Annotated in this window: 20 protein-coding genes and 4 rRNA genes; 2 read left to right on the top strand and 22 right to left on the bottom strand. The window is 43.2% G+C overall.

Features of this window, described 5'->3' with window-relative positions:
• Window positions 1–50 precede the first annotated feature (50 nt).
• Window positions 51–1,463, bottom strand: a complete 1,413-nt coding sequence (locus tag ACIZ62_RS00420; RefSeq protein ID WP_111888482.1) for an MFS transporter — start codon at window positions 1,461–1,463, stop codon at window positions 51–53.
• A 512-nt stretch (window positions 1,464–1,975) separates the two neighbouring features.
• Here ACIZ62_RS00420 and ACIZ62_RS00415 point away from each other — a divergent pair.
• Complete coding sequence (locus ACIZ62_RS00415; RefSeq protein WP_111888483.1) at window positions 1,976–2,932, top strand: glycyl-radical enzyme activating protein; 957 nt, start codon at window positions 1,976–1,978, stop codon at window positions 2,930–2,932.
• Window positions 2,933–3,001: 69 nt separating this feature from the next.
• A complete protein-coding gene (locus ACIZ62_RS00410; protein WP_414151003.1) occupies window positions 3,002–5,461 on the top strand; it encodes a glycyl radical protein in 2,460 nt (819 codons plus the stop codon).
• Here the strand turns inward: ACIZ62_RS00410 and ACIZ62_RS00405 are convergent.
• From ACIZ62_RS00405 to ACIZ62_RS00305, 21 genes are all read right to left on the bottom strand, one after another.
• Window positions 5,430–5,627, bottom strand: coding sequence for a hypothetical protein (locus tag ACIZ62_RS00405; RefSeq protein ID WP_111888485.1), 198 nt, complete (start codon window positions 5,625–5,627; stop codon window positions 5,430–5,432). The two genes, ACIZ62_RS00410 and ACIZ62_RS00405, sit on opposite strands and share 32 nt — an antisense overlap.
• 24 nt (window positions 5,628–5,651) lie before the next feature.
• Window positions 5,652–6,464 (bottom strand): ABC transporter permease, encoded by an 813-nt coding sequence (locus ACIZ62_RS00400; protein ID WP_414151002.1) that lies wholly within the window; start codon window positions 6,462–6,464, stop codon window positions 5,652–5,654.
• 18 nt (window positions 6,465–6,482) lie between these two features.
• A complete protein-coding gene (locus tag ACIZ62_RS00395; protein WP_414151001.1) occupies window positions 6,483–7,265 on the bottom strand; it encodes an ABC transporter permease in 783 nt (260 codons plus the stop codon).
• Window positions 7,249–8,172: an ABC transporter ATP-binding protein gene (locus ACIZ62_RS00390; RefSeq protein WP_322520072.1), complete on the bottom strand. Its 924-nt coding sequence runs from the start codon at window positions 8,170–8,172 to the stop codon at window positions 7,249–7,251. Before ACIZ62_RS00390 ends, ACIZ62_RS00395 begins: the two co-directional genes overlap by 17 nt.
• Window positions 8,173–8,294: 122 nt before the next feature.
• Window positions 8,295–9,164, bottom strand: a complete 870-nt coding sequence (locus ACIZ62_RS00385; RefSeq protein WP_204355401.1) for a sensor histidine kinase — start codon at window positions 9,162–9,164, stop codon at window positions 8,295–8,297.
• 57 nt (window positions 9,165–9,221) lie between these two features.
• Entirely contained in the window at window positions 9,222–9,917 is a 696-nt protein-coding gene (locus ACIZ62_RS00380; RefSeq protein ID WP_111888489.1) for a response regulator transcription factor, read from the bottom strand.
• A 359-nt stretch (window positions 9,918–10,276) separates the two neighbouring features.
• Window positions 10,277–10,393, bottom strand: a 5S ribosomal RNA gene (rrf, locus tag ACIZ62_RS00375).
• 99 nt (window positions 10,394–10,492) lie between these two features.
• Window positions 10,493–13,353: ribosomal RNA gene (locus ACIZ62_RS00370) — 23S ribosomal RNA — on the bottom strand.
• Between the two features lie 211 nt (window positions 13,354–13,564).
• Window positions 13,565–15,083, bottom strand: a 16S ribosomal RNA gene (locus ACIZ62_RS00365).
• 671 nt (window positions 15,084–15,754) lie between these two features.
• Window positions 15,755–16,597 (bottom strand): pirin family protein, encoded by an 843-nt coding sequence (locus tag ACIZ62_RS00360; RefSeq protein ID WP_111888490.1) that lies wholly within the window; start codon window positions 16,595–16,597, stop codon window positions 15,755–15,757.
• A gap of 359 nt (window positions 16,598–16,956) precedes the next feature.
• Window positions 16,957–17,073: ribosomal RNA gene (rrf, locus tag ACIZ62_RS00355) — 5S ribosomal RNA — on the bottom strand.
• The 16S, 23S and 5S rRNA genes sit together here, the layout of an rRNA operon.
• 241 nt (window positions 17,074–17,314) lie before the next feature.
• Window positions 17,315–18,103, bottom strand: a complete 789-nt coding sequence (locus tag ACIZ62_RS00350; RefSeq protein WP_414151000.1) for a hypothetical protein — start codon at window positions 18,101–18,103, stop codon at window positions 17,315–17,317.
• A 57-nt stretch (window positions 18,104–18,160) separates the two neighbouring features.
• Window positions 18,161–18,880, bottom strand: a complete 720-nt coding sequence (locus ACIZ62_RS00345) for a UPF0489 family protein (protein WP_111888492.1) — start codon at window positions 18,878–18,880, stop codon at window positions 18,161–18,163.
• Between the two features lie 32 nt (window positions 18,881–18,912).
• Window positions 18,913–19,506: a TatD family nuclease-associated radical SAM protein gene (locus ACIZ62_RS00340; RefSeq protein ID WP_111888493.1), complete on the bottom strand. Its 594-nt coding sequence runs from the start codon at window positions 19,504–19,506 to the stop codon at window positions 18,913–18,915.
• Between the two features lie 326 nt (window positions 19,507–19,832).
• On the bottom strand, window positions 19,833–20,033 hold the full coding sequence (locus ACIZ62_RS00335; protein WP_111888494.1) for a hypothetical protein: 201 nt from the start codon (window positions 20,031–20,033) through the stop codon (window positions 19,833–19,835).
• Between the two features lie 104 nt (window positions 20,034–20,137).
• Window positions 20,138–20,509: an arsenate reductase family protein gene (locus ACIZ62_RS00330; protein WP_414150999.1), complete on the bottom strand. Its 372-nt coding sequence runs from the start codon at window positions 20,507–20,509 to the stop codon at window positions 20,138–20,140.
• A gap of 14 nt (window positions 20,510–20,523) precedes the next feature.
• A complete protein-coding gene (locus ACIZ62_RS00325; RefSeq protein WP_111888496.1) occupies window positions 20,524–22,023 on the bottom strand; it encodes an arylsulfotransferase family protein in 1,500 nt (499 codons plus the stop codon).
• Between the two features lie 255 nt (window positions 22,024–22,278).
• A complete protein-coding gene (locus tag ACIZ62_RS00320) occupies window positions 22,279–23,259 on the bottom strand; it encodes a lipoate--protein ligase (protein WP_111888497.1) in 981 nt (326 codons plus the stop codon).
• Window positions 23,259–24,113, bottom strand: a complete 855-nt coding sequence (lipA, locus tag ACIZ62_RS00315; protein WP_242988490.1) for a lipoyl synthase — start codon at window positions 24,111–24,113, stop codon at window positions 23,259–23,261. The genes ACIZ62_RS00320 and lipA overlap by 1 nt, the downstream gene beginning before the upstream one ends.
• Before the next feature lie 13 nt (window positions 24,114–24,126).
• The gene (locus ACIZ62_RS00310; RefSeq protein WP_111888498.1) at window positions 24,127–24,366 is read right to left on the bottom strand and encodes a biotin/lipoyl-containing protein; all 240 of its coding nucleotides are present in this window, start codon (window positions 24,364–24,366) and stop codon (window positions 24,127–24,129) included.
• Window positions 24,367–24,392: 26 nt separating this feature from the next.
• Window positions 24,393–25,373: a biotin/lipoate A/B protein ligase family protein gene (locus ACIZ62_RS00305; RefSeq protein WP_111888499.1), complete on the bottom strand. Its 981-nt coding sequence runs from the start codon at window positions 25,371–25,373 to the stop codon at window positions 24,393–24,395.
• Between the last annotated feature and the right edge of the window lie 187 nt (window positions 25,374–25,560).

Raw genomic sequence — 25,560 nt, 5'->3', positions numbered from 1 at the left:
TTTACATTAATGATCACATTTCTCTTATGACCACAAAAAGATTCATACACCTAAGCTTGCTGGCTTTGTCTTTCCTTAATCTCCTCTTTCATTATCTCCAGATCATCCTGTTTTAGATTGTAAAACAGGATACAAATAAAGCCAAATACTGCTGCCACAGCCGGTAGTAGCGTCGCAATAAGAGCCACCCCCTGCTGAATCTCAGGTGTTGGAGGCATTCCACCAACATAGCCAATTGCTGCTAACGCATAAGCTGCGATACTGCCTGAAATAACCATCGCTATTTTAATTGGAAATGCGGAAAGTGACATCACAATTCCTTTTGCAGATTTTCCTGTTTTCCATTCTGCGTAGTCGGCACAATCTGAATATACCGCCCCTGAAATTGAGAATCCAAAACCACTTGATAGCGAGGCTAGACCACTCAGTGCCAGGAAGGCCATTGGTTCTCTACCAATAAAGTATGCCAGTACAAGGAAAAACGCTTGCCCGAACAATCCAATAATATAGGTTTTTTTAGTGCCGAGTCTTTTGGCAATTTGTGGTCCAATCAGATTCCCAACAAAACCACCGACTGTCAGACTTAAGAAATACATTGAAACAAGCGCCATATCGCCGGCAACATACTGATAAAAATAAACGGCAAATCCCGCCAGCGACAAAGCGGCTGTAAATCTCCCTAACTCCGCCAGCATCAGAATGATCAGGTGTTTATTGGTTACCACCTGGTTGATCATCTCACGACCAGTTGGCACATTCTTTTTCGGCCATCGTCCCGGAATATCGACCGGTTTTGCTGCCCGTGCACTGATCATATAACCGACCCATTGCAGCGTCGCAAAAATCAGCATGTAGAGAAAAAACCCTCTGGCATTTCTGACTTCTTCCCCACCCAGCCACATAATCAGTGGCAATGATATCAGGCTAAAAAGAATCCGACTTGCGGTATTCATCTGATTGGTTCTCGATGCCACCATGATCCTGCTTTTAGGTGTATTACCCATTGCTGGCAGGAGCGAAAACCGGGATGCATAACTAAAGTTCACAAATATATGACCGAGCATATAGAATACCGAAAAATAGATCGCCATTGCCACTTCACTCATCCCACTTGGCACTCTAAACATCATGATAAAACAAAAAGCCACCACGGCCGGAGCGATCATCATCCAGGAACGGTATTTTCCCCACGGCAGGTTCGATTTCTCGATGATCGCACCAGTTAGTGGTACCGATATTGCATCGACAATCCGGTTGATGAGTAACATTGTCCCAACAATCGCTGGTCCCAATAACGCAATATCGGTTAAGAAATACGCAAAGTAGCTAACTGCCACCTGCATCATCAGTCCAAATCCAACTTCCGCCGCACCAAAGGCCGTCGCTCTTCCAGTACTTAACGAGAATTCTGAACTTCTCACATTCTCAATACTTGCTGCGCTTCCCACATTATTAACACTCACTACACTTTCCTCCTTTTTCCCCTTAAGCTTCGACTTCTTGCTAAGCCGTTACAAATTATGAAGTTTAAAAACTCCACAAAAATTGTCCAAATACGCTAATTTAATCGTTTTCACAAAACCCGGACATTTCCCTTTTCTGCAAGTTTTTTTATCTTATCTCATCACGTTTTTTCTCACGCTTCCTTTCTTTTAATTCCAATCTAAAAACGCTTTGTAAAACTTATGCTATTTCCAAAATTAAACTTGGTTAACTTGATTATAGCGACTCACTATCCTCTCTACAATGAATAAAGAGGACATCTTTTTTACTCATTTTGTCCTATTTCAAACATTCTATTGTATGTATAAGAATAAATGATCCTTCTCTAAGGACGCTAAGGACGCAAAAAAATTTTTCTGGTCCTGATATATCATTGTTTAAACGGTTTCACTGCTATAGAATTTTTAATAACAAACGTTTTTTTTGTAAAGCGTTTCGAATTTGCAATAAACTGTAAAGGGAAGAGAGTGCCATGAATCAAGAAATAATAGGTCGAATTTATGATATTCAAGGGTTTTCCATTCATGATGGCCCGGGGATTAGAACGAGCGTTTTTCTCAGCGGTTGTCCACTTTGCTGTCGCTGGTGTCATAATCCCGAATCAATTCCATTTCATTATGTGTTGTCGTATACGTCAGTGAAATGCATTGGCATCGAAGCATGCGGATTGTGTTTGTCCGTTTGTAAGCATAATGCCTTAAAAACTGATAAACCAAAGCATTCACCTTTGCACAAGAGCGAAATTTCGCTTATTGACGTTGATCGTGATAAATGCACAAATTGTTTCGACTGCGTGCATGTATGCAAGTCAAACGCCCTTGTTGCTTCAGGTCACGACATGAAACTTACCGATGTCATGGCAAGAATTTTAAAAGATCGGGCCTATTACAATAACTCCGGCGGTGGTCTAACCGTCTCCGGCGGTGAAGCCCTCGCACAAATTGATTTTACGGTAGCACTATTAAAAGCGGCCAAAAATGAAAACATCCACACCTGTTTAGATACAACTGGTTTTGCCGCGTGGGAAACCCTGAAGAGAACCCTTCCTTATGTTGATTTATATCTCTACGACTTAAAACACATGGATACAAACCAGCATAAGAAGTACACCGGGGTTTTTAATGACAAGATCCTTGAAAACGCAAAAAATCTCGTTGAAGCGGGAGGAAAAATTCAATTTCGTTTTCCTATCATTCCCGGCATCAATGATTCTGAAGAAAATCTACGCGCCACCGGTGCGTTCATCCAGGCCCTTAGTCCCTCAGTCGAGCTACTCCAAATACTTCCCTATCATCAATTGGGCCTTCTCAAATATGATAAACTGGGAACAGAAAATCAGCTTAAAGATTTAAAATCACCAAGTGATGAGCTTATGCAAAGCTACAAACAACTCTTAGAAACCTATTTTACACCTGTTCAAATACACTAAGTCTATTTAGTTACTATTATGCCTTTAATCTGGGGCTAACGTGACGATATTTTTAAGGAGGTCTTTTTAATGTTTAAATTTGCAGCAATCAGTCCCCGCATCCAGCGCTTGCGTGACAAGCGTGATGCCGCTAATAAGGGACGCACGATTCTAGATGGTGAACGGACCAAAATTTATACCGACTACTACAAGACACACGAAGCGGAGCCCAACATCTTAAAGCGCGCTCATTGTCTTTATGAGTGGTGCTTAAATAAAACCATTTTGGTCGAAGATGAAGATATTTTTGTGGGTCAGATTGGTCGCTCTTACCGGTCCCTAAACAGCTTTGTTGAGTGGGATGCCTCCTGGCTTCATCAAGCAACTCATGATGATGCCGGTTTCAAAAGCGCTTGGCAGAGTGAAGACGCCTTTGCCTATATGAGTGACTCCGATCGGGATATTTTTAAAGAGGCTTCCGAATATTGGCTGGATCGATCACTTTCAGCCCGCTATTTAGAAAGCATTCCTCCGGTTCTGCAAGGTTTTCAAGGCAATGGGTGCTCCGATTTTTTTGCCCGCAAACCCAGTTTAGGCGGTGTCCCTCAGGGGCATTACAGTCCCAACTTTCAGAAAGTCATTTCTTACGGATTTGGCGGAATTAAACGTGAAATCCGCGAAAAAATGGATCAGCTGCAAGGCCAGATCTACGGCAATGATGCCGCCAAATTTCTCTTTTATCAGGCCGCCGATATCGTCTGCGATGCGGCCCTTGTCTTTACAAAGCGATATGCTAAAGAATGCGCCCGGCAGGCCAAGAACCATGCTGATCCTGAGCGCCGAGCCGAACTGCTTAACATGGCTGATTCCCTTAACTGGATCATGGAGCATCCGGCTAGAAATACCTGGGAAGCTCTGCAATGTGTTGTTCTCTATCAGATTATGCTTGTCGCCGACGGTCAGCAACATGGCTTATCGCAAGGGCGAGTCGACCAATACGCCGGCTGGTTCGCCGAGGCTGAACTCAAATCAGGAACCCTCACAATGGCGACACTCCAGGAATATGCTGATGCTTTTTTCCTTAAATTAAACGATAATCTTATTCAGGTTCGCATGAGTACAAATGACATGTTGTCAAAAATGTATAGCGGAAAAGGCTATTCCTATAATACCGGTGGTCATCACTTCACCATCGGAGGTATTAAAAAAGATGGATCGGATGCCACAAATGCGTTAACCCGATGTCTGCTTCATACTACTGGTCGGATGTTTCTCGCTGATCCTTCCGTTGACATTCGCATCCACAAGAACACGCCTTCCGATGTGTGGGAGTTAGCAATTCAATCAAGTAAGGCCTGCGGCGGGGTCCCCTCATTTGAAAATGATGAGCTGATCATACCGATGCTACTCAAGCGTGGACGAACTCTGGAGGATGCGCGCGACTATTGTATTATCGGATGTGTCGAACCTTCCGGCTCTGGAAATGAATGGTCTGCCAGTGGTGGTCCTGGTTCTGAAGTATTCTTTAACCTTTTAGGACCCATTATTATGGCCATCCATAATGGCACAAATCCGCTGACGGATTTCTCAAAAGGTCTCAAAACGGGTTACCTCTATGATTACAAGACCTTTGACGAATTCAAGGACGCATTTGCTGCCCAGTTAAAGTACTTTCTCGATTGGCAGATAACCGGGGGAAATTGTTTTGAGCTGATGTACGCCGATCATTTTCCTGCCGTTGTTGCCTCTACGACCATGGATGGCTGTGTCGAAAGCGGCAGGGATGCACTTTCTGGCGGCTGCAAATATAACTCAACAGGACTAACCGGTTGCGGAATCGGCAATGTAGCGGATTCTCTAATAGCCATCAAAAAATTATGTTTTGATGATCAGACCGTTACAACCAAAGAACTTTATAGCGCCTTGTGTGCCAACTGGAAAGGCTACGAATCCCTCTATCAAGCCATTGTTTTTGACATTCCCCATTACGGAAATGACATTGATGAGGTCGATGAGCTGGCGGCCTGGGTGATGGAATTAGCGAATGATCACGTTTCTGCTGCCACCAATCCCAGAGGCGGTAACTGGGCATTTGGAACCTTCACCATGACTGTCCATGTTGATTATGGTTCAAAAACTGATGCCACACCTGACGGCAGACAAAAAGGTGAGCCTCTTGCTGAAGCCATCTCCGCCAGACAGGGCTTTGATCGAAATGGGGTTACCGCCTATCTGAATACGGTTTCTAAACTACCTCAAAGGATGCTCGGTAATGGCGACCAAATGAACCTCCGCTTCAGTCCTTCCTGTGTCGCGAATAAAGAAGGCGTTGAGAAGCTTCGTCAATTAATGAGCACTTACTTTGAAAATGGCGGCATGGAGGTACAGTTTAATGTTGTTGACACAGAGACGCTTTATCAGGCTCAGAAAAATCCGGAGGAATTTAGAAATCTAATCGTACGCATTGCCGGCTTTTCCGTCTATTTTGTCGAAATGCCTAAGGTTCTGCAGGATGATTTTATTTCCAGAACTGAGCACAACACACTTTAAATCTGATCTGATCAAGCTCAATTTGGATCTGACCGGCTACGACAATGTAATCACCAGCCGTTTGAATGGCATAATTGTATGCCTCAAGAATTTCATCTTTTTCGCAGCCGGTTAGAACCCCTATTAAAAGGACGATTGCCACAAACGCAAATAGTCGCTTTTTCATCAAAATACCACCTTTCCTGAAAAATCATCGACCTTTTGGCCTCTTTCTGATGAGAATATCGGTTTTTTTATGTTTTTTCCGCTTAAAAACTGCTTGTGGTGGATTTGTTAGTCTCACAATCGTGATTGTAAGCAAAAGCATTATCGTAATGGATAACATGGATAGTGTAAGATTTCCGTGTTCGGAAGTATTCATGAATGTTCCCGTATCGAATCTCATCACCGTCAATCCTGATAGAATCGGGTACAGACTTCGCATCGTGACATCCTTAATAAACATAGCGCTGTATCCGAACAAAAAAGACACAATAACGCCTCCCATAAAAATTCCCGGTTTCCTGCTTGTAAAAGCGATGATGGGCAGAACCGCTATATATGTAAAAGCTGATATTCCCAACATCTGTAAAAGACCCGTGCATAAAACAACAGCGCTCAGACCTGAAATACCGGACAGTACTCCGACAATCAGCGTTATTGTATAGCTGTAAAACCCAAACAGTACACTTAAGATTCCCATTGCCAGGAGTTTTCCAAATAGTAACCGCTGAAAGCTTACTGGAACCGTCAAGATATTTTTTAAAGTATTATCTGTATATTCGCGGCTGATTAGATAGCCTCCAATTAAAGTGAAAATGACAGGCATAAAAATGGTTGCACTATTCCATATGGTACTGTTAAAGAGCGCTAAAAAGTCAAAATTCTGTGTCGTCACCTCTGGGGTGGCAACTGCTTGTGTGAATACCGACAAAATTGCCGGAAGTGTCATGCCAATGAGACCAATGAGCAAAACGTGAAATCTCTTTAATTTTAAAAATTCGGTTTTTATAATGCCAAGCACAAAAGATACCCCCTTTCTCTAAATTTCTCGGCGTCGATAAATCCAGATCATCAGCCAAACGCAAACTGCTGCTTCCAACAAAAGCACACCAAAACATACCGGTGTCGCTATAAAATATTGGCTGAAACGATTGTAAAATTCTGTCTGAATTTCACCGATCGGCTCATAAAATTGGTAGAGCCACCGAAAAATAATAGGAACAGGCATCAGTGTTCCGATATTTAGCCCTAAAGGCTGCATCAGAACCACTTCGCTAAGACGCATCGCATAATTTAGCAACGAGTAAAAGAAGACGATAATTACTGATAGAATGTAACTTTTATTAAACCACACAACCAACACAATACAGGGAAGCGCAGCCGCCCACATAAGTATCCCCATCGCTGTTGTAAGCGATAATTGAAATATAAAACCATTCAACGGAATGTCTTGAAAAATAGCTATCACCGTGCTGACTGTAAACCCCATTAGTTGAAAAGCAAACGAAAAAAGTAGCAAAACTAATAACTTCACAATAACCAATTGATCTTTTGATACCGGTATGCTAAGCAGATTTTTTAGCGTATCATGATCCTGCTCGACAAAAAACAGATTAGCTGCCAGAATAATCAGCAGGGGCATTAAAAGCAAGAAGGCGTTGTCCTCTCTTACTCCTGACTGAAAACTTGCAAAATCCGAACCTGATAGTAATACAGCATTAAAAAGAGGAAAAACGAAAGCCGCCAAAATTCCTAAAAAAAATATCTTCTTTCTTTTGAATTTTTTAAATTCACTAAGAAGCAGGTTATGCAATGCCCTCACCTCCGGTTATACGTTTGAAGTAATCCTCTAAAGTATCTTCACACGTGTGGGCTTCCGATACCTCCAATCCACTTTCAATAAAAGTACGGTTTAATTTCGCCACAGACAAATTATTATCATAAAGACGTAAGCTGTGATCATTTTCCACTGTAAAGTTATTTACCCTAAAATTTCTCTCCATGATTCTGGCTGCCTGCGCTGAATCAGAAACAATAAAGTGAATGTATTTGCCGTTTTTTTCTTCCAGTTCAGCAAGACTCTCCTCCTCCAGTAATACACCCTGGTCAATGATTCCAATGTCATCGACCAACAGGGCGATTTCTGAAAGAATATGGCTGGAAATTAAAATGGTTTTCCCTTTCGCATCACACAGCTCCCGAATAAACGAACGTACCTCGGCAATCCCAATTGGATCAAGCCCATTGATCGGCTCATCCAAAATCAGTAGTTCCGGGTCATGCATGATGGCAAGTGCGATTGCCAAGCGCTGCTTCATACCGAGGGAGTACTGAGAAAACAGCTTTTTATCTCTGTACGGCAACCCGACAACCTCTAATGCACTTGAAACAGCATCACGCTTAGAAACACCTCTAAGCTGAGCGAATATTTTTAAATTTTCCGTTCCTGTCAAATTTGGATAAAATCCCGGTGATTCAATTAAACTACCAATACGGGGTAGAATTTTTTTTTCATTTCCCTGAATACTTTTTCCAAAAATCTTAACTTCTCCGGAAGTAGGTCGCGTTAGATTCAGCAGCATTTTCATGGTCGTGGTTTTTCCGGCGCCATTTCGACCAAGTAGTCCATAGATGCGGCCTTTTTTAATATGGATATTCAAGTTAGCAACACTTTTTTGCTCACCATATTGTTTTGTAATATTTTTTGTTTCGATTATAAAATCACTCAAACTAAGAACCTCCTTTTCTTGTTGAAATAAGTTTACCATGCCAACGTTGCATTAACCTTGCCGCAACCTTGTATTAACCTTGCAATTTTTAAAAAAAGAATCCCTGCCGTAGCAGGGATTCTTCACTCAATTAGTGGTAAAAAGACAGTGAAAACAGTATATTGATGTGGTTCACTTTGAACAGTAATTCTGCCCTTCATTTTTTCAACCATCTGCCGAACAATGGACAGTCCCAATCCACTGCCCTTATCAGAACGACCTTTATCACATTTATATAGTCTTTCAAAGATGTGTTGCAACTCGTTTTTTTCAATTCCGATCCCGTTATCCTCGATACAGATTTCTATTTCAGTTTCCTTTTCTGCCACTTCAATTTTAATCTGCCCACCCTGACTGTGGACAATGACGTTTTGAACCAGATTATTAACAATACGGGCATATCCATCCATATCTACCCTAGTAAATAGTGGTTTTTCCGGAATTTCGATTTTATAATCCAAATAGCTTTCCTCAAAAATGGGTATCCAGTCTTTTAAAATATTTCGTGTCAGCTCCGCAATTTCGACCCGCTCTATGGCTAGAGCGAATTCGCTGGAGTTTAATTTAAACCAATCGAATAGAATATCAATATAATCTTTCAAGTCATGTGCTTTCCGTCTTGCAATCTCGAGATATTCCTCCCGCTCTTTACCAACTATAACACCCCTATGAACGGCATCCAAATAACCGATCAAAGTTGTAAGTGGTGTTCTTACATCATGAGAAAGACTGGTCATAATCTGACGATTGGTTTCGTCCGCCGCTTTGAGCTGTAAGATCTGTCTTTCATAGCGATAAACAATTTGATTTATTTTATAGGAAAGGTCAGCGGTCAACTCATCGTTTGTAGCAAGAATTTTTCGATTACCGTTTCCAGATTCAATATCAATCAAGGCATCCATCATGTCCTTAAGCTGACGCTTAACACCAATCAGTTTTGACAAACAGATCATACCGAAAATAAGTGCAAGACAAAACAATATGCCCAAAACTACCTCGCGAATCACGGTCTACACCCCTTTGTTGAAACGATAACCAATCCCCTTTACCGTTTGGATATAAAACGGTGTGCCGGATTCAGGTTCGATCTTTTTGCGGAGGCGGCTAATTATCGCCATAATGTTACTGTCATCATAAGCGTAAGATTCACCCCAAACTTCCTCATAAATCTGTTGTTTCGTTAGAATTCTTCCTTGATTTTTAGCACAGAACAGCAGAAGATCAAATTCTTTGGGGGGCAATTCAAATGTACCAGTCAGCGTGGTCACGCTCCGGCTATCTAGGTCAATGGTCAATCCTTGGTAGGTCATCGGATGAGAATGCTCTCCCTTCAGATTGAAACGTGTATATCGGCGTATCAAAGAAACCACCCGGGCAATCAGTTCATCCATATCAAATGGCTTTGTCAAATAGTCATCTGCACCGGAACGAAGCCCGCGGACTTTTGATATACTATCATTTTTAGACGTCAACATAAGAATGGGAATACTGCTTTGTTGGCGTATTTTCTCCATTGTCTGAAAGCCGTCCATTCCCGGCATCATCACATCTAAAAGGATCAGCTGGTAGTCATTCTTTTCGAGCATGATCAGCCCATCTACGCCTGACGAGCCGCAATCTGCATCTATATTTTCAGCCGCCACACTCTGCTTTATCAAAGCGCATAATTCCTTATCATCATCTATAATTAAAATTCTATTTGTCATACTTCCTCCTTATCGTATATTGTTATCTATAACATCATAACATATCTACAATATAAAAGCAGAGCCAAACCTTACTACCATCTAATGAATTCGTGCAACTCCGTCGCAGCTCTCGCTACGCCTGCGTTTGGGGTTCGCCCCATAAAAAAATAGCGATGAATATTGATTTTCAAGTGAACTTGAATCAATGCTTAACTTTACTGCCGTCTAATGATTCCGTGCAACTCCGTCTCCGCTGTGCTACGCCTGCGTTTGGGGCTTCGCCCCATAAAAAAATACAGATATAAATATTGATTTTCAAGCTCACTTGAATCAATATTCATATCTGTATTTTTTTGCACGGCTTCATTTAAATAAAAGTCCCGCAATGTCCTATCCTCCCAGGCAGTTGCCCACCAAGTACTTTCGGCGCTGGAAGACTTTACTTCTGTGTTCGGTATGGGAACAGGTGTGGCCCTTCCGCCATCATTACGGAACTAGTTAGACTAGTTTAAACTATTTAATTATAATTGCATTTATCAATTTTTTTCTAGTGATCGTAACGATCACTGGAAACAGCACAGTGTATAAAATCTTGGATCAAGACCTCGGTCGATTAGTACTGGTCAGCTCCATATGTTGCCATACTTCCACATCCAGCCTATCTACCTGATCGTCTATCAGGGACCTTAACCTTTCGGTGAGATATCTTATCTTGAAGGGGGCTTCGTGCTTAGATGCCTTCAGCACTTATCCTTTCCAAACTTAGCTACCCAGCTATGCTCCTGGCGGAACAACTGGTGCACCAGTGGTTTGTCCGTTCCGGTCCTCTCGTACTAGGAACAGCTCTTCTCAAATATCTAACGCCCACGACGGATAGGGACCGAACTGTCTCACGACGTTCTGAACCCAGCTCGCGTGCCTCTTTAATGGGCGAACAGCCCAACCCTTGGGACCTGCTTCAGCCCCAGGATGAGACGAGCCGACATCGAGGTGCCAAACCTCCCCGTCGATGTGGACTCTTGGGGGAGATAAGCCTGTTATCCCCGAGGTAGCTTTTATCCGTTGAGCGATGGCCCTTCCACTCGGAACCACCGGATCACTAAGCCCGACTTTCGTCTCTGCTCGAGATGTCTCTCTCGCAGTCAATCACCTTTTTGCCTTTGCACTCTAAGAGATGGTTTCCAACCATCCTGAAGGTAACTTTGGGCGCCTCCGATACTTTTTAGGAGGCGACCGCCCCAGTCAAACTGCCCGTCTGACACTGTCCGATGGCCGGATTACGGCCACTCGTTAGAATTCCAATCGTACAAGGGTGGTATCCCAAGGGCAACTCCTTCGAAACTAGCGTCCCAAATTCTTTGTCTCCCACCTATCCTGTACGTGCACGATCAAAACTCAATGCCAGATTGCAGTAAAGCTCTACGGGGTCTTTCCGTCCTGTCGCGGGTAACTCGCATCTTCACGAGTACTACAATTTCACCGGGTGTGTTGTCGAGACAGCGCTCAAATCGTTACGCCTTTCGTGCGGGTCAGAACTTACCTGACAAGGAATTTCGCTACCTTAGGACCGTTATAGTTACGGCCGCCGTTTACTGGGGCTTAAATTTGCACCTTCGCTTGCGCTAAGCACTCCTCTTAACCTTCCAGCACCGGGCAGGCGTCAGCCCCTATACATCATCTTTCGATTTAGCAGAGACCTATGTTTTTGCTAAACAGTCGCTTGAGCCTCTTCTCTGCGGCCCCCATAAGGGGGCACTCCTTCTCCCGAAGTTACGGAGTCATTTTGCCGAGTTCCTTAACAACACTTCTCCCGCTCATCTTAGGATTCTCTCCTCGCCTACCTGTGTCGGTTTACGGTACGGGCACCTTCTCTCTCAATAGAAGCTTTTCTTGACAGCGTGAAATCAGCGACTTCCCTACTTATTTTTCGTTCCCCGTCACGCCTTGGCCTTATGAGTAAGGGGATTTGCCTCCCTACTCAGCCTTGACGCTTGGCCCAGCTTTTCCAACCGCTGGGTTCGCTTATCCTTCTGTGTCACTCCATCTCTCAAACAATTAAAGGTGGTACAGGAATTTCAACCTGTTGTCCATCGCCTACGCTGCTCGCCTCGGCTTAGGCCCCGACTTACCCTGAGCGGACGAACCTTCCTCAGGAAACCTTGGGCTTTCGATGGTGAAGATTCTCACTTCACTTTCGCTACTCATGCCAACATTCTCTCTTGTCTTGTGTCCACCAAACCTTACAGTTTCGCTTCGCCCTCAAGACATTGCTCCCCTACCACTATGGTAGTACCATAATCCATCGCTTCGGTGCCAGATTTTAGCCCCGTTCATCTTCGGCGCACAACCACTCGACCAGTGAGCTATTACGCACTCTTTAAATGTGTGGCTGCTTCTAAGCCAACATCCTGGTTGTTTGTGCAGTTGCACATCCTTTCCCACTTAATCTGGACTTGGGGACCTTAGCGGATGGTCTGGGCTGTTTCCCTTTTGACTATGAGACTTATCTCACACAGTCTGACTGCCGTATATAAGTGCATGGCATTCGGAGTTTGATAAGGTTCAGTAATCTTTACGACCCCTAGCCTATTCAGTGCTCTACCTCCATCACTCTCTCTACAACGCTAGCCCTAAAGCTATTTCGGGGAGAACCAGCTATCTCCGTGTTCGATTGGAATTTCACCCCTATCCACAACTCATCCAAGCCTTTTTCAACAGACACTGGTTCGGACCTCCACTTGGTTTTACCCAAGCTTCATCCTGGTCATGGATAGATCACACGGTTTCGGGTCTACAGCATGCAACTAATCGCCCTATTCAGACTCGGTTTCCCTACGGCTCCGTACCTGAAGTACTTAACCTTGCTACATACCGTAACTCGTTGGCCCGTTCTACAAAAAGCACGCAGTCACGTTAGCTCCTGCTGCTTGTAAGCACAGGGTTTCAGTTTCTATTTCACTCCCCTTCCGGGGTTCTTTTCACCTTTCCCTCACGGTACTTTCCGCTATCGGTCAATCAGTAGTATTTAGCCTTGGGGGGTGGGCCCCCCATCTTCCCACAGGGTTACACGTGTCCCGTGGTACTCGTCGATTACCCGTCCATACTATTTTCGTCTACGGGGATCTCACCCTCTGCGTCCGACCTTCCCATGTCGTTCAACTAATAATACAGCCTTGATGTAATCAGGGCTCTTCCTCGTTCGCTCGCCGCTACTAAAGGAATCGATGTTTCTTTCTTTTCCTCTGGGTACTAAGATGTTTCAGTTCCCCAGGTTCCCTCCATAACGCTATGTATTCACGTTACAGTGACTGGTCTTCTACCAGCCGGGTTTCCCCATTCGGATATCTACGCTTTATCGGTTATGTGCACCTACACGTAGCTTTTCGCAGCTTGTCGCGTCCTTCTTCGGCTCTGATTGCCAAGGCATTCACCCTGTGCTCTTTTCTTCTTGATCCTATTTGATGTTACGTTTTCGTGTTAAGAAATTGTATTTCAAAAATTTTATTTATACACTATGCTGTTTTCAATGATCGATTGGGACATTTATCGCCATGCGATAAATATACCTGCTAAAAAAAAGACATCTTCCGATGTGTTCTTTTCAGTTTTTTGTATGACTCAGTCATACAAAAGAAAATAGTACCATGACTTCCTGTATTCCCTAGAAAGGAGGTGATCCAGCCGCACCTTCCGATACGGCTACCTTGTTACGACTTCACCCCAATTACTGACCCCACCTTCGGCAGCTGGCTCCTTACGGTTGCCTCACTGACTTCGGGTGTTGCCAACTCTCGTGGTGTGACGGGCGGTGTGTACAAGACCCGGGAACGCATTCACCGCAGCATTCTGATCTGCGATTACTAGCAACTCCAACTTCATGCAGGCGAGTTGCAGCCTGCAATCCGAACTGAGATCTGTTTTAAGGGATTAGCTTCACCTCGCGGTTTCGCAGCCCTCTGTTCAGACCATTGTAGCACGTGTGTAGCCCAGGTCATAAGGGGCATGATGATTTGACGTCGTCCCCACCTTCCTCCGTGTTATCCACGGCAGTCTGCTTAGAGTGCCCAACTAAATGATGGCAACTAACCACAGGGGTTGCGCTCGTTGCGGGACTTAACCCAACATCTCACGACACGAGCTGACGACAACCATGCACCACCTGTCTCTCTGTCCCCGAAGGGAAAGTCTGATCTCTCAGATGGTCAGAGGATGTCAAGACCTGGTAAGGTTCTTCGCGTTGCTTCGAATTAAACCACATGCTCCGCTGCTTGTGCGGGTCCCCGTCAATTCCTTTGAGTTTCAACCTTGCGGTCGTACTCCCCAGGCGGAGTGCTTATTGCGTTAGCTGCGGCACTGAGTCTCCCCAACACCTAGCACTCATCGTTTACGGCGTGGACTACCAGGGTATCTAATCCTGTTTGCTCCCCACGCTTTCGCACCTCAGCGTCAGTATTTGTCCAGCAAGCCGCCTTCGCCACCGGTGTTCCTCCTAATATCTACGCATTTCACCGCTACACTAGGAATTCCACTTGCCTCTCCAATACTCAAGTCTTTCAGTTTCAAATGCATGTCACCGGTTGAGCCGGTACCTTTCACATCTGACTTAAAAAACCGCCTGCGTGCCCTTTACGCCCAGTAAATCCGGACAACGCTTGTCCCCTACGTATTACCGCGGCTGCTGGCACGTAGTTAGCCGGGACTTTCTTCTTGGGTACCGTCTTTTTTTCTTCCCCAATAACAGAGCTTTACGATCCGAAAACCTTCTTCACTCACGCGGTATTGCTGCGTCAGGGTTTCCCCCATTGCGCAATATTCCCCACTGCTGCCTCCCGTAGGAGTCTGGACCGTGTCTCAGTTCCAGTGTGACCGTTCGCCCTCTCAGACCGGTTACCCATCGTCGCCTTGGTGAGCTGTTATCTCACCAACTAGCTAATGGGACGCGGGTCCATCCTATGGCACCGGAGCGTTTAATACATCTGCCATGCGACAAATATATCTTATAAGGTATTACTCCCAGTTTCCCGAGGCTATTCCTTTCCATAGGGTAGGTTACCCACGCGTTACTCACCCGTTCGCCACTTTCTAAAAGATCCGTGCAAGCACTTCTCTTTTGTCTCGTTCGACTTGCATGTGTTAAGCATACCGCCAGCGTTCGTCCTGAGCCAGGATCAAACTCTCAATAAAAGTTTGTATTTAAAGCCGTTAGGCTTAAAATGCTGTCTCATGAATAACTGTGTTTTATACTCTACCGAGTGCAGTTTATCCTCTGCCGAGTTAATGTTTTAAAGAGTGCATCTCTCTGTTTCTATTTTAGCCATCATTCATCCTTGCGGATGTTTTGGCTGTTTTACAGGTTTTATGGTACTATTCTCTTTTCTATGACCGCCGTTCTGCAATCGTTTCCGACCGAAGAAGCTTTTCTATTATATCGTCATTTCCCGATGTTGTCAAGCTGTTTTTTGAAATTCTTTTGCGTTAATTCCAAGTTCATTTCAATGTTTCAGCCTAATGTCCGCCGCCTCTGTTACGAGACAACTTCATTAGTATACGCTCTTTGTTCCTTCTTGTCAATGCTTTTATGTAGTTTTTTTCAGGTTTTCTTTGAAAGATATTTTAATTGATAAACCGGTATTTCTGACATGACTTTAATGATACACCAAGCTTTTTATTATACCAGACCAACGATGCTTGAGGATGAATCGAAGCATCTTTGGTCTTGTTCTAATTATAATTTAGCATAAGTCATTGTTGCGTTTTGATTTAATTGTGTATCTGACAATCTACAGCATTGATTCGCTCTCCCTATTTTTAACACTCTCAAGCTACTTAGAGAAGATCAATTTTATCCTGGACCCTTACAATTGTGGCAACGCTTTAATAAAACTGCCCTCTTTCAAATCATCAAAGGCCTGTTGTAGCTCTTCCTCGGTATTCATCACAATGGGACCGCCCCAAGCGATCGGTTCATTCAGCGGAGGCGCCGAAAACACGGCTAGTCGAAGCGGCTTTTCAGCGGCTGTCATTTCAATATACTCCCCTTCACTAAACAACAATGCCGATTTCTCTTTATATAAGGTTCCTGCCGTTGCGCCTTGACCTTTAATTAAAAACACAAATACGGTTTCTCCTTTGGGGGTCGGAATCTTAACCGATTTTTCCGGTTCAACAACCACATCTAAAATCATCGCCTGGATGTGATGGGGTTCGGCGCCATTTACCCCTTCGTAAGATCCCGATATAACACCAACATTAAAACCATCTCCTTTATATAGAGGAATATCTTCTTTTCTGATCTCAAAATACTTTGGCTCCGTCATTTTTTCTGACCTCGGCAGATTCAGCCATAACTGGAAACCCAGCATTCTTTCACAGGCCTGAGGCATCTCCTGATGGAGAATCCCACTTCCCCCGGTCATCCATTGGGAGCATCCGGATTCAATAGCGCCCTTATTTCCCAGGCTGTCCTGATGTTCGATCAGCCCTTCAACCAGATAGGTGACCGTTTCAATTCCCCGGTGGGGATGCATGGGGAAACCTTTGATATAATCCTGAGGATTTTCAGAATCAAAGGAATCAAGCATTAAGAAGGGGTCAAATGCTTTTACAGTTGAGTGGGATAAGACCCGGGTCAAATGAACGCCGGCCCCATCGACTGCACGAGCCCCCTGAACAACTTGGATGACTTTTCTTTCTTTCATAAAAACGCCTTCTTTCTTTTTCTTCTATTCACAACTTGTTACTCATTACTTGAAATTATACCGCCCAAAACTTTAATTAAACATTTTGAAACAAAAAATGACGGTGCTTTTCTATCTTCGGTCGATCAACGGTATTCCGTAAAGCAGACCTTAACATCCGGTAACCGCTGGTGCGTTCGTATCAAACAACGCTAAAAATTACTGCCGTCTAATGAAGCCGTGCAACTCCGTCGTAGCTCACGCTACGCCTCCGTTTGGGGCTTCGCCCCATAAAAAAATAGATATATGAACATTGATTTTCAAGTGAACTTGAATCAATATTCATATATCTATTTTTTTGCACGGCTTCATTATAAAAAGTCCCGCGACGTCCTATCCTCCCAGGCAGTTACCCACCAAGTACTTTCGGCGCTGGAAGACTTTACTTCTGTGTTCGGTATGGGAACAGGTGTGGCCCTTCCGCCATCGTCGCGAGACTTATTTAGCTTTGTTTTGCTAAAAAACAAATAGGTCTAAAAGAGCGTTAGCGGTCAAACCGGCTAAATCGGCCATCAATTCTTGCAGAAATCTTCTACTTCTTCATAAGAGATTTTTGAAAAAATTGGTGTTCCTTGTCCCTACTTGCTATGCATATTCAGTTCTTGTTTATTTCAACTTCACTATTATACGTCGCACAAATCAGTTTGTCAAACCTTTTTTCAATTTTATTTCTTAATTCTAATTTCCCATCAATTCCTGTATCAATGTCTGCGCTTTTAAAAGGCTCTTTTCTACCTCAAATGAAGTGTCGGCTCTAAAAATACACGCGGTTTGTCCCGATTCGTTCTGATAGTCGACGACCAGTTTGTTTTTCTTTGCTTTTTCATAATCAGTTTTATCCTTTTTGAGTTCATCCTTAAAGCAAATCATCTGCCAGGCCTGATTGTTCTCAATATCAAAGGTTGATGCAATGGTTGCGGATCTCATCTCCAGAAATGGGATACTAAACTTGGGACCCATGACGGCAAAGTCAATGCCGGCTTCCTGAATTTCCAGGGTTCCTTTAATTGATTTTTTAAATTCTTTATACCCACCCAGATAACTGGCCATGATCGACATTTTTACAGTGGAAGTGTTTTTCCCCCAGGGAACAAATTTCTTTTTTATCCCTTGCTTATTTCCGATAATTTCCGGTTTCTGATCAGCTCCCTTTTCATCATAGAGATAGCGATAGATGGCATTAATATTTTTTTTATTTACACCGCGGTCATTCGTCTGAATATTTGAAATCAGTTCCGAGCGGACCGTGACTTCAGTCCTGAGATCATCAACTTTTTTGAGTTTAACCGTAATCCGTTGGCCATTGGCGGCAAAAACAATCTTTGTTTGAAAAACAACCAAACTTTCTTCTTTGTCAGCGATATGGTTTTTCAAATCATATTTACTGGTGTCAAAGGCTAATAAGCGGTCTTCACACTGCTCTTTTGACCGCTTAATGACTTGGGTTTCTTCACTGTGTTTTCCCATAAGGTCGATCTCCCATGCGCATCCTCGCTTTTCTTCTTAGATGTGTTATTTTATCAACTACCTGCGGATAATTTTTTCCAGTAGGCCGATGAGTTTTTCTTCGCAGCTTTTAATCGTAAATTCTTCGGTTCTTAAAAAATCAAAATAACTTTTTGAACGGGCCACCGTGATGATCTGGGCCTGCCTGACCAAATCTGCAAAAATTCTGTTTTGATCGAGATCCAGCTCGAAATTTTCCTGACGCAAGAAATAGTCCAGATCAATATCAAGAATCAGATCCTCGGCACCGATCTTTTTAAGCGGCAGTTTGATGTTTTTAAACATGGCGTCTTCAAGACTTCCAAATTGAGTTTTCGGAACCAGATAGTGACTGCCTTTTGAATAAGTATGTTTTTCCATACAATTGATCATATGGTAATCACTTAGATATCCCAATGCCATGGCGGTATTGATCTGCTCGTCATTACGCATCTGACCGATAGCCTTCCGGACACTGTCCAAATTGAGGGGCTCTATGGTGATCATCATTCTTTGCTGAAATTTCGCCACCAGTTCCACTTCCCGATCGGGGTCAATGGCCATCGCTTTTTGATAGGCCCACAGCCAGAACGGTGGGTTGGTGTCCGGATGATAATCAATACTCACCAGCACCATCGGGTGCTTTCGGGTTTTATATAAACGTCCCCAAATCAGGAGCACATAGTGATGGTCATCCACCACAAATATATCTTTGCCCCCAATACTCAGGCATCGGGGTTTTAAATTATTATTACTCATTTAACAGTCCATACTCCCGGCCACCAGCAATTTTAGTCAATATATGAACGGATCCGTAATTCTGCTCCTACCGATTGACTGATTCGTCGACAGGCTTCCTGATCCTCGATGGGCAGTATATCCACAATGGTCAAGATCACTTTGGTATATCTTCCGGCCAGTCGGGCAAACTCCAACAGCTCTTCATAGGCATCTTCAAAAACAGGACGGCATAACTCATCATATTCTTTTTTGTTTTTAGCATTTAAACTGATCGACACCACATCAATGGTATCTTTTAAAAGGGGCGTCATATCCTTTTTATAAATCAGATTGCCATGACCATTTGTATTTAGACGAATGGGAATGGTATGGATCTTCTTGACTTCTTTGGCAATGGCGCATATTTCATCTAAACGGTATGTTGGTTCGCCATATCCGCAAAAAACCAGCTCCTCATAGTGATCCAGATTACGTTTTAATATGTCTTCTTGTATTTCTGCCTGGGTTGGTTCTCTCTCCAACCAGAGATCATCAACTCCGTTGACTGTGGGTTCATCTTTTCTTACGCAAAACGTACAGGCGTTGCTACATCGATTCGTTATGTTCACATATAAAGACTTCCCTAATTCATAGGTAATCGTCATTTTATTCTCCTCCAGGGATCTGTTTATCGTTTATTCCACTTTGCTATCCATCTGTCTTTATGACTATTTACAAGACCGTGGGCAGGTGGTCTAATTATTTGATTTACTTAATGCTTTCAAGCAAAACTATAAAAAGTTATCAACATTTTACCATATTTAACCATGATGTCACGTAAAATCATTATTTTCTATGAACATCACCAATTATTCCTCTTGCTATTTGGAAATATTTAAGATTCATTTTTGGCAAATAATGAAATCGTTGGTCATTAATCCGATAAAAAAGCACATTTATCAATTAATCGATAAATGTGCTTTTTGTCTTTTTAAAATACGGGACCCACCAGTTTTAAGTCACAGCCTTCGCAGCTCCAATCAAGTCCAACGCCATTCATCTTTCCGCCACATTGGGGGCAGATACCGATTCCGCTTTTGGGGTAAGTATATTCAGTCAGTTCCATTTCAAGTATTTCTACCCCATCCGTCTCAGGTTGTTTTCTGAATTTTTCAATGGTTTTTCGCGACATTTAATTTCTCCTTTGTATTCGATTAATAATCCTCATTCCATTATAGACCATCACTTCTGAGCTTACAAATCATTTATAGGAAAAAATAACGCCCACTTTGTGGATTAATCCTGCTTATTGGTCAATAATGCCATTCGCCACTGCTCTTCTCTAAAACCGATTAGCACTGCGTTTTCTAGAATTACCAACGGTCGTTTCACCAACATACCGTTGGTACTCAACACCTCAGCCATCTGATCCGGCGTCATTGTTTTAACCTTATCTTTTAAGGCCATTTCCCGGTAGACCAGACCACTGGTGTTAAAAAACTTTTTAGCATCACCCTGGTACCGTTGCATCCACTCAACCAACTCATTTTTTTGGGGACGATCCTCCACAATATGCCGCTCTTCAACGTCAATCTGGTTTTCTAACAAAAACTTTTTAGCCTTCTGACAGGTTGAGCATTTAGGGTAACATAAAAATATTGGTTTCATTGCTTACCTCACTTCTATTGTATCATCTCTAATTTCGATTTTTGAACCCGATCATTGGCAACGCCCTGGGGAAGCGTCACTTCAAATAACTTCTTGCCGGTATTAAAATCAATCTCTGAAATGGCCACATTACCCTCTTTTAGCAGACCCCAGCCAATACTATATACTTCAATGTTATCTCCGATTTTTTGAGTACTTCCATAAGCCAGGGAGGTTTTTCCCGGGATTTTGTATTCCTGATAGCCCAGTATTTTTTTATTGACTTCATCGAGTTTTATCTTCAGGATACGGGTTTGACCAGAGCTCAAGGCATTGTCAAAGACCGTTAGATAGCCTTCAGCGGTGATCGCCAAATCCGTTTGTCCGGAGGTTTTTTGTTCCGCAGACATCCCGAATTCATCGCCACTTCCCGATAATTTCCAGATAACCGCCTGGGTTTCCCGATCAATTTTCATAATCGTATTCATATTACCAAAGGATACAATCAGATTGTCATCCTCCGGATCAATGATCATCCGGTTAAAGCCCGAATAATCCGGACTCTGGCTGATGGTATTGCTGTAATCATTATCACTAACACTGAGTCCATAAAATTCCGGATGGGAATCCGTGGTAAATTCAAAGACCACCTGATTGTCTTTCACTTCCTGAATCAGCGTTGTGACCACCTTTGATCCCATCACATTGGCACCCAAACCGTCTGGCACATTCTGAACCAATACTAATTGTGAGGCTTCCACAATATAATGGTTGTCATCAATTAAGATAAAGTCCCGACCATCCACCAAATCGCCCGCTTTTGCCAGTTCACTTTGAGCCAGGGTAATGGTGTCAATTTCCTGATACCGATCATCCAGAATAACCCGTTCGCCCGGTGCATAGCCAATGTCATTACCGTCGCCGTTAACCCGCTGATAGCTGTAACGGATCGTTCCATTTTCAAAAACATGCTTTTTAAAATCCCGATAGGATTCACCGTTGGATTCTTCCGGTGACTTGGCAATGTAAAACACCACCTCGCCCTGTTTGTTAAGCTCATAAAGGGCAGCGCCTCCGGTTGCTATGGCAGCAAAGTAATTCCCATCATAACTGCTCTCACCAGCCGCAATCATTTCAGGAAGCTGGGATGACAGCGTTCTTAAATAAATCACCCGCTCATCCTTTTCGTTATCCACCTGTATTTTTATCCGTTCGCCCGACGAAAGCGTCTCCAGTTTTAAATCAATGGTTGTTCCGACGCCGATGCCTTTCCCATTTATCTTAACGTTAGCGCCAACCTCATTAAGTAATTTTATTCTGTTTTCAGTAACACTGCTTAAGCTAACGGCGTCAAATACCGCGTTGTTTTCCGAAAGCGGTAACTCCACATTAAATCCGTTAATTTCTAAGCTCAGCGTTTTATCAGACATCAGGGTATTATCCCGCCCTGAATAAGCCAATGTACAACTGACTAAAATAATTAATAATATTGCCGCACTGATCGATATTATAATAAATTTTCTTGAACTATCCATAAATTCATCTCCTTCTGATCTCCAATCATTTCATCTTCCCGACTTCCTTAATACGCCTTTGTATTTAAGCATGGGGATGATTGTATCACAGCTTCTTTAAAGTTTCATGTAGGTTCTAATTACAGTTTTTTAATAAACCATCCGCCTGTTGTCATGCATTCCACCAAAAGGTAAGGGCCTGGTCATTTCCCAATGCGATGACAAAAAAAGCCCCACCTCAATGAAAAGATGGGGTGAATACTTTTAATTTGCAACTTAACAAATAATCTCAGCCAGTTCATCCACATTAATATTGTAGAAACCTTGTTTGATGTCACAGGCTTCAATGGCTTTTTTAATGCTTTCCTTTTCGTAGGCCGTGCCAATCAGAGCATCACTGAGCACCGATATGTCCATGGTTCCAAAGAAATCACCATAAATATGACAGTCCATAATTTTGCCCTTGTTCACATCCAGTTTAAATTCCATTTTTCCACCATCAAAGCGGCCGGTTTTAGTGATGTTGAACTTCGGCGATTTTCCATAGTTCCATTCCCAGCTTTCAAATTTTTCTTTGGCAATGGCCTCGATCCGTTCCCGATCCGCCGCCGTCAGTTTATATTCTGCCGCCGAACCCTGCATAATGCTTTCAACCATCAGCTTTTTAAAGGTGTCGGTATCGATCGGTGTTGTCAAATGTTCTGAAATATTAGTGACCCGTTCCTTAACGGATTTGATACCCTTGGAAATAATTTTGTAATCATCGACAGTCAGGCATTTGACCATCTGTTCAAAGTCGGTATTAAATAACAGCGATCCATGATGAAGGGTATAGCCGTTTAACATACACTGAGCGTTGCCAGAGAACTTTTTGCCGTGGATAACCAGATCATTCCGGCTATTGAATTCGGCCGGAACATCGAGTTTTTTAAGTCCATCTATCACTGGGCCAATGTACTTATTGAAATCAATCGTTTCTGCCAGACCTCTGGTGATAAAACTGAACTGCCAGCCCCCCATGTCGGTGTAAATGGTACCGCCACCGGTGATGCGCCGCACCACCTTGATGCCATTTTTTTTGGCAAAGTCTTCGTTAATTTCTTCGATGGTGTTCTGATACTTGCCAATCATCAGGGTTGGCTCGGTTCGCCAAAAGATAAAGATCTGCTCCTCGGGCAGCTGCTTTTCGGTAATCAGGTAGTATTCCAGGGCAAAATTAAAAAAAGGATCGGTGGAATTGTTTTCGATATAAATCATCAGCTTTTTCCTCCTTCAAGTGCTTCTTCCGCCCGGTAGGAACTACGAACCAGGGGGCTACTGGCAATATAATGAAAGCCTTTGGCTTCGCCAATTTTTTTGTACTCTTCAAATTTTTCCGGGGTCACATAAGCTTTGACTTTGATGTGTTGTGGTGATGGTTGCAAATACTGGCCGATGGTGAAAATATCACAGCCGGCTTTCAGACTATCATCCATGACCTTAAAAACTTGTTCATCCGTCTCCCCCAGGCCGACCATAATCCCGGTTTTCGTTTTGATCTGGGGTGCCTTTGTCTTAACATATAAAAGCACCTGCATCGATCGATCATAGTCCGCCTCCGGCCGGACCTCAGGATAAAATTCCCGGACGGTTTCGACATTATGATTAATCACATCGGGGTTGGCTGCTATGACAATGTCCAGGTGTTCCGAAACGCCTTGCAGGTCAGGGATCAGCACCTCAACGGTTACTCCCGGGTTTAACTTTCGCACGGCCTTAATGGTATTGGCAAAATGGCTGGCTCCGCCGTCTGCCAGATCATCCCGGGTGACACTGGTGATGACCACGTGCTTTAAATCCAATTCCTTGACGGCTTCAGCCAAATGCTGGGGTTCGTTTGGATCCACCGCTTCCACTACCCCGCTGCCGACATTACAAAAACGGCAGTGACGGGTACAAATGTTCCCCAGGATCATAAAGGTGGCCGTCCGTTTTTTATAACATTCACCCAGGTTGGGACAATTGGCTTCTTTACAAACTGTGTTCAGTTTTAACTTGGCCATCAGTCGGCTGACTTCTTCCACGGCTTCCTTATTATAGTTAACCTTTAACCATTCTGGTTTCTTTTCCATTTTGCCCTCTTGATCAATCACAGTTGATGACGGCAATCACATCATCCACCTTGATTTCATCACCGGCTTCAAAAAATACTTCTTCCAAAACTCCGGATTCCATCGATTCGACCTCACTGACGACCTTTTCGGTTTCAATTTCGAAAAGTACCTCACCCTTTTTTACCACATCTCCGGCTTCTTTGTTCCAGGCCGCCAGCACCCCGGTTTCCATTTGTTCGCTTAGTCTTGGCATTTGAATGTTTTTTTTCATCTTAATTTTCTCCTTGTATTTGTATTTTAAAGAAAACAATCCGTTAAGCAATCCACTCTTAGTTCGTTTTCTTTTGTAAACCCGATCCCCTCCAATTGATGCAGAATTTCTCCATAACCATATTTGAGCCCAGTAAGCCTCTCGCTCAATTTGGCATTTACCAAACCATCGACGATCACTTCACACTTGGCAATGCAACCTTTATAAATTTCTAGCTTAACCGCAAGCTGTATTTCCTTCCCTTTTTTGTTTAGGATCGTGCAATCCTTTTCAAATGAGAACTTTGGTGATTGACCGTAATTCCATTCCCATTGGGCGTATTTTTCATTAACTAATGCCTCTACCGCCTCAATATCTTGTTTTGTTAAGCTTACCTTTTCAACACCATCCGGAAATAAGGTTACCAGTAAGGTGTTTTTAAAGGTTTCCAGACTCATTGTTTGGTCGGTTAAGTGTTTTTTAATATTGGTCACATCACTTCTCACCGATTTTACGGACTTGGATGTGATCTTTCCCGTGGTTGTCTTTAGTAAATTTTTTAATAAACTGAGATCCGAATCATATAGTAAGGTGCCATGATGGAGCACCCGTCCCTTTTTTACCGTCTGAGCCGACCCCGATATTTTTTGTTCGCCAATGGCAATATCGCTGGTACGACGCTTTCTGGCCGGAACCCCCATTTCATTGAGGGCCATAATGACGGGGTTTAAAAACTGATCATAATCGGCAAAGACATCCCCTTGATTGGTAATAAATGAGTAGTTTAGATTGTTTGTATCATGAAATACCGTACCTCCTCCGGTGTTTCTTCTCGCTACTGGCACCCCTGCTTGTTCCACCGCTTTTAGATTGATTTCCTCAAAAATATTCTGATGTTTTCCCAGGACAATGCTGTTATCATTTTTCCATAACAACAGATACTCGGTATCAAGATTGTTTTTAAACAAGTATTCTTCCATGGCGAGGTTAAAATAAACGTCTGTATTGATGCTGTCTAAAACCTTCACAGGCGGTCTCCTCTCTGATGTATATCAACTTCATGCTTTTCGTTGTCTTGAAATATGACTTTAATTTTACCTGAGAACCGCTTTATCGTCTACTCTATTTTTAACACTTTTCCAATCTTTCAAAAAAACCATCCGTTCTTGTCGGTTTGATGGTCTAAAATAACAAGTAATTTCTCCCTCAATATGA

Source organism: Acetobacterium carbinolicum, from assembly GCF_047456275.1.
GTDB lineage: Bacteria > Bacillota > Clostridia > Eubacteriales > Eubacteriaceae > Acetobacterium > Acetobacterium carbinolicum.
This window is presented reverse-complemented; position numbering and strand designations above follow the sequence as displayed.

Bases quoted from the DNA above. Each gene is read 5' to 3' on its own strand.
- ACIZ62_RS00415 (WP_111888483.1), top strand. From the start codon at position 1,976: ATGAATCAAGAAATAATAGGTCGAATTTATGATATTCAAGGGTTTTCC.
- ACIZ62_RS00410 (WP_414151003.1), top strand. From the start codon at position 3,002: ATGTTTAAATTTGCAGCAATCAGTCCCCGCATCCAGCGCTTGCGTGAC.
- ACIZ62_RS00405 (WP_111888485.1), bottom strand. From the start codon at position 5,627: ATGAAAAAGCGACTATTTGCGTTTGTGGCAATCGTCCTTTTAATAGGG.
- ACIZ62_RS00385 (WP_204355401.1), bottom strand. From the start codon at position 9,164: ATGATCTGTTTGTCAAAACTGATTGGTGTTAAGCGTCAGCTTAAGGAC.
- ACIZ62_RS00380 (WP_111888489.1), bottom strand. From the start codon at position 9,917: ATGACAAATAGAATTTTAATTATAGATGATGATAAGGAATTATGCGCT.
- ACIZ62_RS00360 (WP_111888490.1), bottom strand. From the start codon at position 16,597: ATGAAAGAAAGAAAAGTCATCCAAGTTGTTCAGGGGGCTCGTGCAGTC.
- ACIZ62_RS00350 (WP_414151000.1), bottom strand. From the start codon at position 18,103: ATGGGAAAACACAGTGAAGAAACCCAAGTCATTAAGCGGTCAAAAGAG.
- ACIZ62_RS00345 (WP_111888492.1), bottom strand. From the start codon at position 18,880: ATGAGTAATAATAATTTAAAACCCCGATGCCTGAGTATTGGGGGCAAA.
- ACIZ62_RS00340 (WP_111888493.1), bottom strand. From the start codon at position 19,506: ATGACGATTACCTATGAATTAGGGAAGTCTTTATATGTGAACATAACG.
- ACIZ62_RS00335 (WP_111888494.1), bottom strand. From the start codon at position 20,033: ATGTCGCGAAAAACCATTGAAAAATTCAGAAAACAACCTGAGACGGAT.
- ACIZ62_RS00330 (WP_414150999.1), bottom strand. From the start codon at position 20,509: ATGAAACCAATATTTTTATGTTACCCTAAATGCTCAACCTGTCAGAAG.
- ACIZ62_RS00325 (WP_111888496.1), bottom strand. From the start codon at position 22,023: ATGGATAGTTCAAGAAAATTTATTATAATATCGATCAGTGCGGCAATA.
- ACIZ62_RS00320 (WP_111888497.1), bottom strand. From the start codon at position 23,259: ATGATTTATATCGAAAACAATTCCACCGATCCTTTTTTTAATTTTGCC.
- lipA (WP_242988490.1), bottom strand. From the start codon at position 24,113: ATGGAAAAGAAACCAGAATGGTTAAAGGTTAACTATAATAAGGAAGCC.
- ACIZ62_RS00310 (WP_111888498.1), bottom strand. From the start codon at position 24,366: ATGAAAAAAAACATTCAAATGCCAAGACTAAGCGAACAAATGGAAACC.